Source organism: Paenibacillus chitinolyticus NBRC 15660, assembly GCF_000739915.1.
Taxonomy (GTDB): Bacteria; Bacillota; Bacilli; order Paenibacillales; family NBRC-103111; genus Paenibacillus_F; species Paenibacillus_F chitinolyticus.
Map to the genome: position 1 here is coordinate 33,167 of NZ_BBJT01000024.1, position 9,744 is coordinate 42,910.

Below are 9,744 nucleotides of genomic sequence, written 5' to 3' on the forward strand. Positions count from 1 at the left end.
AAGACATAAGATAACGACAACGAAAGGCGGTGACGCAAAAGATGAAACGCAATCCTAACATGGGCCTCGCGATCGTGCTGATCGCATTCGGAGCCTGGCTGATTCTCGGCAAACTGGGTATTCACCTGGGACCGATTATGAGTTACCTGATTCCGATCGGAATGGTCGTGGTCGGCTACTTCGGGATTCAGAGAGGCAGCAAGCTGGGCTGGGTAATCGCCCTCCTCGGTATCTTCGCCCTTCTAGGCAAAATGACGACATTGTTCATTATCCTGATCGCTGTCGCCATGATCGCGTTCGGTGTATCGATGCTGAAAGGCACGTCCAATTCCTAAGACCAAGACGCTGATAAAAGAAGGTGGTAAATACAATGAGCATTCTGAAACGAATTCGTGATATAACGGTAGCAACGCTGAACGAGCGGCTGGAAGAAAGCGAAGATCCCATCCGCCTGATCGACCAATATCTCTCCGCCAAGAGAGAACAGCTCATGCAAAGCGAGCGTTTGTATCAGCAGTGTACGGCGCATGCCTCCTCGCTGAGACAACAATACTTAAGCGCACTGGAAACGAAAGAGAAACGCGAGCAGCAGGCCGCACTCGCCCTGAAAGCGGGCGAAGAGAACATGGCCCGCCTGATCCTTCACGAGAAGCTTCAGGCCGAAGAGCGCAGCGATCAGTATCGCGGCCTCTACGAGCAGGCCGGACAGTCGGCCGCCGAGCTGGAAGAAGAGCTTCAGGCCATGCGCGCCGATTATCAGGAAGTGCTCGACAAGCGGGGCTACTACATGGCCCGCATGGAGTCGGCGAGACTGCAGCAGCGGCTGAACTCACGCACGGGTTACGGAGACGGTTCCTCGTCGCCCCGCATGTTTTACCGGATGGAAGAGCACGTATCCGATATGGAGATGCAGGCACACGTCCTTCGCGACCTGCGCCGTACAACCCGGGAGGGCGGCTCCCAGAACTCGAATCCGGCTTTAGAGAAGGAGCTTGAGGCGCTGCGCCGCAAGATTAACCGGGAGGAGTCATAATACATGAAAAAACTATACCGCTCGCGTACCGACAAGAAAGTAACGGGACTTTGCGGCGGACTTGCGGAAGTGTTGAACGTCGATGCAACCCTGCTGCGGCTGCTCACAGTCGTCGCGGTGTTCATCACCAGCGGTTCGCTGATCCTGCTTTACTTCATCGCCAGCTTTATCGTTCCGAAGGAACCGGGCTTCGACCCACCGCGCGGTCCTTACGGACCGGGCCCGTACGGCGGAGACTCCTACGGCCCTTACGGCAACAACAACAACAATAACTACGGCGGCTCTTACGGCGGCAACCAAGCTTACAACGGCTGGAACGGCAAAGAAGCCAGAAACGGCAGACAGCAGTCCGCCGCGGGTTCCTCTTTCGGATCGCCTAAGGCTGACAATATTGATGAAATGATGAAAGATATCGAGAAAAAAGCGATGCAGCGCGAAATCGAGGAGCTTCGCGGCAAACTCGACCGCCTGGAAAAGCATCAAAAACCAACTAATAACGATTCCAAAGGAGATGTATAAACATGGGAGTTTTTTCGAGAATTAAAGATATGACTAAGGCGTCTATTCACGAGGTATTGGATAAAGTCGAAGATCCGGTCGTTATGCTCAACCAGTATATCCGCGACATGGAAGAAGAAATCGCGAAAGCGGAAGTGACCGTGGCGAAGCAAATCGCCAACGAGCGCAAGCTGAAACAGCGCCTGGAAGAAAGCGTACGCCTGTCCGCCGACCGTGAAGGCAGAGCGGCAGCCGCGCTGAAAGACGGCGAGGAGCAAGCGGCACGCCAAGCGCTTGAAGAAAAACTGTACCACGACGAGAAAATCGCCGAGTATACCGATCTTCACGAAGCTTCCAAAGGTCATGCGTCTGAACTGACCCAACAGCTTCACGACATGAAAGACGAGTATTACAAGCTGCGCAACAAGCGCAACGAGCTTGTGGCCCGCACCCAGCTGGCCAAAGCGAAAAAGCAAATGGCGCAAGTGAGCTACAACGGCGTGATCGAAAGCGGCAATGCTTCCAGAGGCTTCCAGCGCATTGAGGAGAAAATCATCCAGCTGGAAGTGGAAGCGGAAATCGCCCGCAAGCCTTACGTACCGGCATCCGGTTACAGCAGCGTGTCCAGCTACAACCCGTCCGATTCCGCCAAGCAGGCCAAAGTCGACGAGCAGCTCCAGCAGTTGAAAAACAAAATCGGCGGTACGAAAGCCGAGAAGTAATCGGCTTCGCGACAGCCTAATGACTGACCGGCAGGCGCCGGAATTCAGAGCAGGAATTCCGCCCGCCTCCGGCCGGTTCTTACCGCTAGTAAGCGGCACCTCTTGCACAGTTATACCTGCCATGCCTTCGGAGATCGGACTCCGGAGGCTTTTTTTCTGCCCGCTCCCTGGTTGGTTGACCGATCATGCGACGCGGTTCCGCACAGGCGATAAGAGCGAATTGCCCTCCAATGCGGTGCGCATACTACGGAAAAGAAAGGAGATGAACCTCGAATGGCTAAATCCAACAATTCCAAAGAGCAGGATATTCACGAAAAGGAAAACAAGCAGCGCAAAAGCACCCCGTCCGAATCCGGCGGTGTCGACAAAAAACTAAGCGGGCCGAATTTTCCCGCGACTTAGCGGCATTTAGAGCCTTGCGGATGCGATGGATCTTATCCAGCCCCTTTGCTTTCTTTTCCACCGATTGTATAATAGGAATGGAAAAGAAAATGTCCATGACATTGATCACAGGGGAGTGAACCGATTATGGTGATGTCTTTTGACTCATATATGAGAGACATGGTACAACCAATGCGTGAGGATTTAACCCGCATCGGCGTAAAGGAGCTTTTGACGCCCGAGCAGGCAGCGGAAGCGCTGGAGAATTCGGAAGGAACACTGCTGCTCGTTATCAACTCCGTTTGCGGCTGCGCGGCTGGACAGTGCCGTCCCGGCGTTGCCAAAGCTCTGCAGAACGAAGTGAAGCCGGATCACCTGTACACGGTTTTTGCCGGTCAGGAGAAAGAAGCGACGGCTAAAGCCCGCGAATATTTGGCGCCTTATCCGCCTTCGTCGCCTTCGATCGCGCTTTTTAAAGACGGTCAGCTGGTCCACTTTATCCAGCGCCACCAAATCGAAGACCGTTCCGCCGACATGATTGCCGGCGATCTGACGGATGCCTTCGAAAAGTACTGCAAATAAGAACGGGACCCGTTAACCGGTTCGTTCCGAATAGAGCAAGCTCCCGCGGCCGTCTTTTGACGGAAGCGGGGGCTTTTTTCTTGTCCGAGGGAGGGCTTCGCGCGGCGTACGGCTTAAATTAGTCATGTGGCCCTAACACGTTGAGCATATCAGACTATAGCCCAGCCCGGAGGAATTGAGTAAAGTTTTAATATAAAGAGAGCGTTTCCAAGATGTGGGGATCGGGAAACGTCCGTGGACGTGAGTGTAAAATGAACAGCCTGAATCCGGAGGTGGCATGATTTTTTTTCATGCGGCCCGGAGGAGGTGAATGAGCGGATAAAAATCGGAATGAGCGGAGCAAGTACGAACGGCGGGATGACGCTGATTAACAAAGCTTCAGGACGAAGCAATCAAAAGGAGGTTTTTTGAAAGCGTTTACTAAAATTCGAAAAAGATCGTCCACTAAAACGAGAAAGAAGGGAAATAAATGAAAAGCAACAAAAGAATAAAAATGACCTGGCTGGGCTTCTTTGCGCTGCTTCTGGCGCTGCTCCCCTTGTTCAATACGGGCGCGGGCACAGCTTCGGCGGCCGAACCGGCCAAAATCGTCGGGTATTTCACCTCTTGGGGAATATACGGACGCAATTATCAGGTCAAGGATATCGACGGCTCCAAAATGACTCATTTGAATTATGCTTTCGCCGACATTTGCTGGGGAGGCGTGCACGGCAACAACTCGACCGACAGCCCTAACAAACAGACCTGGTCCTGCACGGATTCCCACGTGCCTCTCCAGTCCAAGTCCGTTCCGAACGGAACGATCGTGCTCGGAGAGCCTTGGGCGGACGTGAACACGCCGTACAGCGGTTATTCGTACGAAGAGTGCGACCAGAAGGCGCTTTGCGGCAATTTTGCGGGTCTGCGCGACCTGAAGAAAAAGAACCCGTCGCTCAAAACGCTCATCTCCGTGGGCGGATGGACCTGGTCCAACCGTTTCTCCGACGTGGCGGCCAACGCTGCCACGCGTGAAACGTTCGCCAACTCCGCAGTCGAATTTATCCGCACCTACGGTTTTGACGGTGTGGATTTGGACTGGGAGTATCCCGTAGCGGGCGGCCTGTCCGGCAACACGTACAGCCCTGCGGATAAGCAGAACTACACACTTCTGCTCAAAAAAGTCCGTGAGAAGCTGGACGCGGCCGGAACTGCGGACGGCAAGAAATATCTCTTGACCATCGCGTCCGGCGCCAGTCAGAAGTTTGCCAACAATACGGAGCTTTCCGAAATCGCCAAAACGGTCGACTGGATCAATATCATGACCTATGATTTCCACGGCGGCTGGGAAAAATCAACCAATCACAACGCTGCGCTTTACCCGGACCCGAACGATCCGTCCACGGGTGACATCAAGAAGTACAACACGAGCGACGCGATCGATATTTACTTCCAGTCGGGCGTCCCGGCCAACAAGCTGGTGCTCGGTCTTCCTTTCTACGGCAAGGGCTGGAAGGGCTGCCCTCCCGGACCGAACAATGACGGCCAGTACCAGACCTGCGTAGGGGGCTGGGACGGTAACGTTCTGCCGACCGGCACATGGGACGACTGGGCGTCCGGCAACAGCGGCACGTTCGATTACGGCGATATCATGGCCAATTACGTGAACAAGAACGGCTTCACCCGTTACTGGAACGACACGACCAAAACGCCGTATCTGTTCAACCCGACGAGCGGCACGTTCATCTCCTATGAAGATACGCAATCCATTGCCGCCAAAACGGCTTATATCAAAAGCAAAGGCCTGGCCGGCGCGATGTTCTGGGAGACCAGCTCCGACTGCCGTACCAGCCCTAAGTTCTCCTGTACGATAAAGCTTCTCGACAAAGTGGCGGCCGACCTTATGAGCCCTGCCGTACCGGACACCCAGGCTCCGACGGCGGTTACGAATCTGGTCTCCACGGGCAAAACATCCACGAGCGTCACCTTGAGCTGGACCGCATCGACGGATAACGTCGGCGTTGCCGGTTATGAAGTGTCCTACGGCACGACGAAAGTCAACGTGCCGGGAACGACCGCCAACATTACGGGCCTGACGGCCAATACCGCTTATACGTTCACGGTAAAAGCGAAAGACGCGGCGGGCAACGTATCTGCCCCGGCCTCCGTAACCGTCACGACGGACGGCGGAACGACAACCCCGGATACCCAGGCTCCGACAGCGGTCACGAATCTGGTCTCCACCGGCAAAACATCGACCAGCGTGGCACTGAGCTGGACGGCCGCGACGGATAACATCGGCGTTACGGGCTATGATGTCACTTACGGCACGAAAACCGTCTCCACGACGGCGACAAGCCTGAACGTGACTGACCTTACGCCGAGCACGGCCTACACGTTCACGGTCAAAGCGAAGGATGCGGCGGGCAACGTATCTGCCCCGGCTTCCGTAACCGTTACGACGGACGCGGCGACGAACCCGGGCTCTCCGGTTCAGCCGACCTTCACGGTCACGAGCGATTGGGGAACGGGCTACAACTTCAGCTTCTCCATCAAGAACACGGGAACGACCCCGATCACGAACTGGAAGCTGGAATTCGACTATACGGGAAGCATCACATCCGTCTGGGATGCATCCATCGTCAGTTCCGCCAATAACCATTTCGTGATCAAAGGCGCAGGCTGGAACAACACGCTTCAGCCCGGAGCTACCGTTACTTTCGGAGGAGCGGGACTTGTCAAAGCCCAGCCGACGAATATTGTGGTAACAGGCAGCTAATCCGCTGCGGATTTTGAAGTGAGGTAATCTGACATCAAAAACCGTCCCGGCCATCCTTTTGGTGGTTGGGGCGGTTTTCTTTGTGGTAAGATAAGTTCAAACCTTAGGTGTGGAGAAGGAGGATTTTTTTAATGAGCCTGCAGCAGGAGATTATCCGGGAACTTGGCGTTAAACCGCAGATCGACGTTCAGGAAGAAATCCGCAGTCGCGTAGATTTCCTGAAACAGTATGTAAAATCGGCCGGCGTATCCGGTCTGCTGATTGCCATCAGCGGGGGCATCGACAGCGCCGTTGCCGCCGGCCTGTGCAAAATAGCGACGGACGAGCTGACGAAAGAGAGCGGCAAAGAGTATAAGACAGTCGGCGTCTTCCAGCCGTACGGCACACAAGAGGATATTCATGACAGCTATGCGACGGCAGAAGCGTTCAATCTCAAATACCGCATGGAAACCAATATCGAAGAAACGGTGAACGAGATCGCGCTCGAAGTCGAATTCAGCCTGAAAAATGCGGGAGACTCCCGTCATATGAGCAAAGAAGGCAAAGGTAACGTGAAGGCGAGAACACGGATGGTCGTCCAGTACGCCATCGCCTTCGAAATGAACCTGCTCGTCGTGGGTACGGATCATGCTTCCGAGGCGATTACGGGTTTCTTTACGAAGTGGGGCGACGGCGCCGTCGATATCACTCCGCTCAGCTCCCTCAACAAGCGTCAGGTACGCGCTCTGGCGGCCGAACTGGGCGTTCCGGACAGCGTCCTTCATAAAGCGCCGACTGCAGGACTGTGGGAAGGGCAGACGGACGAGAAGGAGCTTGGAGTCAGCTACGAGGACAACAGCGACTATCTGGAAGGCAAAGAGATCAATCCGGCCGCCGCGGAGAAACTCGAGAAGCATTATATGAAAACGAGACATAAGCGCGGCCGCATTCCCGGCATCTAAATCCGCGTTCAGTCGGAAATTTGCCCGGTATGTTCGTTTCGTTTGGAGACATGTCCTTTTTCGGGGAAAAGATAAAGAAGCGGAGGAGCGGAGCTCTTTCGCTTCTTTGGCGTATGCGAGTGGCCGCGTCCCGGCTTGACCTTGCGGAATGGCCGTGCCACAATCAGGCAAGGTGAACGAAACGGAAAAAAATGAGTAACGGAGGCGTGCACATGATTATCGGAGTCGGAATGGACATGGTTGACATCGCCCGTGTAGCGGGATTACTGCGGGAAAAGAGCGGAGATCGGTTCATGCGGAGGATTTTAACCGAAGAAGAGCAGCAGCTTGCGGCCGGAAAAAGAGGCAGGCTGGCCGAGTTTACGGCAGGACGTTTTGCCGCGAAAGAGGCCGTAGTGAAGGCGCTGGGATGCGGAATCGGCCGCCAGGCGGGCTTTCATGACGTCAGCGTCCTTCCGGACGAGGCGGGCAAGCCTCATTGCTTCTTATCCGAGGGAGCCAGGCAGCGTCTGGGGCTCGGACAGGATGTTGTCGTTCATTTGAGCATCACGCACACGGATACGATGGCGGCGGCCTACGCGGTTGTCGAGCGGCCTTAGCCAGAGAAAAGGTTGAAGGCGGGATACTGACGGTAATGGGCGTATATGAAGGCATAGGAGAGGCTTAGCGGGCCTCGGCAAGCGAAACGGAGAGCCATAATCGGGCGTTCTCCTGATTACAGTCCGTGTGTGCTGCCATAGCGGGCCGACGGAGCACTGTACAAGAGGCGACCACCGTCATGTGACGCCGAGCACCGCGCGATACGTAAGGGCGTTGTGTAAACTCCCCACGCAAAAAAAGACAGCCCGTTTCCGAAGCTGTCCGAGCTGCCTGATTCTGTGCCCACAGGGCCGTGCGGTTGACTGCCGTAAGCGAGGCGAGCGCCGCACCACGCTCCGGGAGCCGCGCCTCGAAGAGGAGCGCCGTCTGCGCCGGGCCTGCGGCCAAGCGGACAGTTCGGCACGTGAGGCAAGGCATACGAGCCAGGCGGCCGCAAAAACTTGCGGCGCTATCTCGTCACAGGCGTCAGCGGCCTTGTCAGGGACCAGGCGCAAACGAGCAGGCTGAGGCCGCTCATTCCCTGCAAAATGACGACGGAGTAGCCCAAATACCAGAGGGCCATCACGATCGTAAGCGCGAAGAGCCACAGACCGAGCCAGAAAAGCCGGCGGTCGGCGGCCGCTCCGAGCAGAACGAAAACGACCGAGAGCAGGAACGCTCTCAGAAGCGCGACGAAATAAGGGCCGACCGCCTGCACATATTCGAGCACGGCTACGGCGCCGATCAGCATAACGGCGGGAAAGGCGAGCATAACGAGGGAAATGGAACCTTCGCGCGCGGCGCCGGCTTTGCGGCGCATTTTTACCCAAATCACAATGCTGGCAAGCACGGCCGCCGCGAATATTCCCTGCGCGAGCCAATCTAAATCAATCCATTCCTGAAAGAAATCGACCGCCGCCGCGACGATTCCCTGAATGCCCCATACAGCCAGATAAGGCGCAAGCCAGCGAAAGCCGGAAGGAATCACGGCCGGTCTGCCGGGTGCCGTTCGGGCTTCTTTCATTTTGTACAACCTCCGTTCCCGAATCCAATCATCCGAAAAAGTCCGAATACGACAAGAATACCCAATTCAGCCCGCAAAAACAAGCAAAGGCCGCACGGTTCCATCCTCCCCTCTTTTGCTTTATAATAAAAGGTTGTGGGTGTTCAAAACGTGAGCCCCGGAGAGGAGAGGGAATCCAGGTGGCAGAGCTTGAACGGCAGCAGGAACCCAATGAGCCGGTACCGGCTGAAGAAGGACGAGTTCCGGAAAAGCCGAAGAAAACTAAATCGGCATCCAAAACGGATAAAACACCGCCGGTGGAATACCCGACGGAACAAAAACGATTTTTCTCCGCCAATTTGTTGGCGTGGTATTTGATACATCGCCGCGATCTCCCATGGAGACGCAGTCGCAACCCGTATTATATCTGGATTTCGGAAGTAATGCTCCAGCAGACGAGAGTGGACACGGTGATTCCGTATTTCCACCGGTTCGTCGATTTGTTCCCGACGGTAGAGGCGTTGGCCGAAGCCCCCGAGGATGAGGTTCTGAAAGCGTGGGAAGGGCTGGGTTACTATTCCCGCGCGAGAAACCTCCAGCAGGCCGTACGCGAGGTTCACGAGCGCTACGGGGGCATCGTGCCGGACACGAAGGAGGACATCTCCTCCCTCAGAGGGGTAGGCCCGTATACGTCGGGCGCGATTCTCAGCATCGCGTACAACAAGCCGGAGCCCGCCGTCGACGGCAACGTCATGCGGGTGCTTTCGCGCTACTTCCTCATCGAGGACGATATCGCGAAGCCCGCCGCAAGAGTGGGGATGGAGCGGCTGGCCCGCGATCTCATCCCCGAAGGCTCCGCGGGGGATTTCAACCAGGCGCTGATGGAACTCGGCGCCATGGTCTGCACCCCGCGCTCGCCGCAGTGCCTGACCTGCCCGGTCATGGACCACTGCTCGGGCAGGCTGGCCGGCAGGGAAGAGACCCTGCCGGTGAAGAGCAAGGCCAAGCCGCCGAAGCCGGAGCGGCGGCTTGTGGCCCTGATCGAGGGCGAGGGCGAGAACGCCGGACGGATTCTTATCCGTCAGCGGCCCCAGGAGGGCCTCCTCGCCCGCATGTGGGAGCTGCCGCACGTAGAGCTGCGGGCAGCCGCCTCCGGCGGCGCCCGCGGCTCCCTCGCGGCAGCGGAACCTCCCGGCCCAGCGGGTGGGCCGGGGCTGCTTCTCGCGGCGGCGGATGAAGCCGCCGCCGCT

The 9,744-nt window shown here is 56.4% G+C and carries 10 protein-coding genes and 2 pseudogenes; 11 read left to right on the plus strand and 1 reads right to left on the minus strand.

Going from position 1 to position 9,744, the window contains the following annotated elements:
- Positions 1 to 41 precede the first annotated feature (41 nt).
- The 10 genes and pseudogenes from PCH01S_RS28695 (at position 42) to acpS (ending at position 7,511) form a co-directional block, all read left to right on the plus strand.
- Positions 42 to 335 carry a LiaF transmembrane domain-containing protein gene (locus tag PCH01S_RS28695; RefSeq protein WP_042235794.1) on the plus strand — a complete coding sequence of 98 codons (294 nt, stop codon included), beginning with the start codon at positions 42 to 44 and terminating at the stop codon, positions 333 to 335.
- 35 nt (positions 336 to 370) lie between these two features.
- Complete coding sequence (locus PCH01S_RS28700) at positions 371 to 1,033, plus strand: PspA/IM30 family protein (RefSeq protein ID WP_042235798.1); 663 nt, start codon at positions 371 to 373, stop codon at positions 1,031 to 1,033.
- A gap of 3 nt (positions 1,034 to 1,036) precedes the next feature.
- Positions 1,037 to 1,552, plus strand: coding sequence for a PspC domain-containing protein (locus tag PCH01S_RS28705; protein ID WP_042235801.1), 516 nt, complete (start codon positions 1,037 to 1,039; stop codon positions 1,550 to 1,552).
- Positions 1,553 to 1,554: 2 nt separating this feature from the next.
- The gene (locus PCH01S_RS28710) at positions 1,555 to 2,253 is read left to right on the plus strand and encodes a PspA/IM30 family protein (protein WP_009676348.1); all 699 of its coding nucleotides are present in this window, start codon (positions 1,555 to 1,557) and stop codon (positions 2,251 to 2,253) included.
- 273 nt (positions 2,254 to 2,526) lie between these two features.
- On the plus strand, positions 2,527 to 2,655 hold the full coding sequence (locus tag PCH01S_RS31580; protein WP_255246872.1) for a hypothetical protein: 129 nt from the start codon (positions 2,527 to 2,529) through the stop codon (positions 2,653 to 2,655).
- Between the two features lie 126 nt (positions 2,656 to 2,781).
- The gene (locus tag PCH01S_RS28715) at positions 2,782 to 3,216 is read left to right on the plus strand and encodes a BrxA/BrxB family bacilliredoxin (protein ID WP_042235804.1); all 435 of its coding nucleotides are present in this window, start codon (positions 2,782 to 2,784) and stop codon (positions 3,214 to 3,216) included.
- Positions 3,217 to 3,685: 469 nt separating this feature from the next.
- Positions 3,686 to 5,665, plus strand: a pseudogene (locus tag PCH01S_RS28720) (glycosyl hydrolase family 18 protein); the annotation flags it as partial.
- 27 nt (positions 5,666 to 5,692) lie between these two features.
- Positions 5,693 to 5,971 (plus strand): annotated as a pseudogene (locus PCH01S_RS31800) (cellulose binding domain-containing protein); the annotation flags it as partial.
- Between the two features lie 131 nt (positions 5,972 to 6,102).
- A complete protein-coding gene (nadE, locus tag PCH01S_RS28725; protein ID WP_042235810.1) occupies positions 6,103 to 6,912 on the plus strand; it encodes an ammonia-dependent NAD(+) synthetase in 810 nt (269 codons plus the stop codon).
- 212 nt (positions 6,913 to 7,124) lie between these two features.
- Positions 7,125 to 7,511 (plus strand): holo-ACP synthase, encoded by a 387-nt coding sequence (gene acpS / locus PCH01S_RS28730; RefSeq protein WP_042235813.1) that lies wholly within the window; start codon positions 7,125 to 7,127, stop codon positions 7,509 to 7,511.
- A 449-nt stretch (positions 7,512 to 7,960) separates the two neighbouring features.
- Here acpS and PCH01S_RS28735 read toward each other — a convergent pair whose 3' ends face one another.
- Complete coding sequence (locus PCH01S_RS28735; protein ID WP_042235814.1) at positions 7,961 to 8,515, minus strand: hypothetical protein; 555 nt, start codon at positions 8,513 to 8,515, stop codon at positions 7,961 to 7,963.
- 296 nt (positions 8,516 to 8,811) lie between these two features.
- On the opposite strand from PCH01S_RS28735, the gene mutY reads away from it, so the two are divergent.
- On the plus strand, positions 8,812 to 9,744 hold a 933-nt coding region (gene mutY, locus PCH01S_RS28740; protein ID WP_255246873.1), incomplete at its 3' end, for an A/G-specific adenine glycosylase.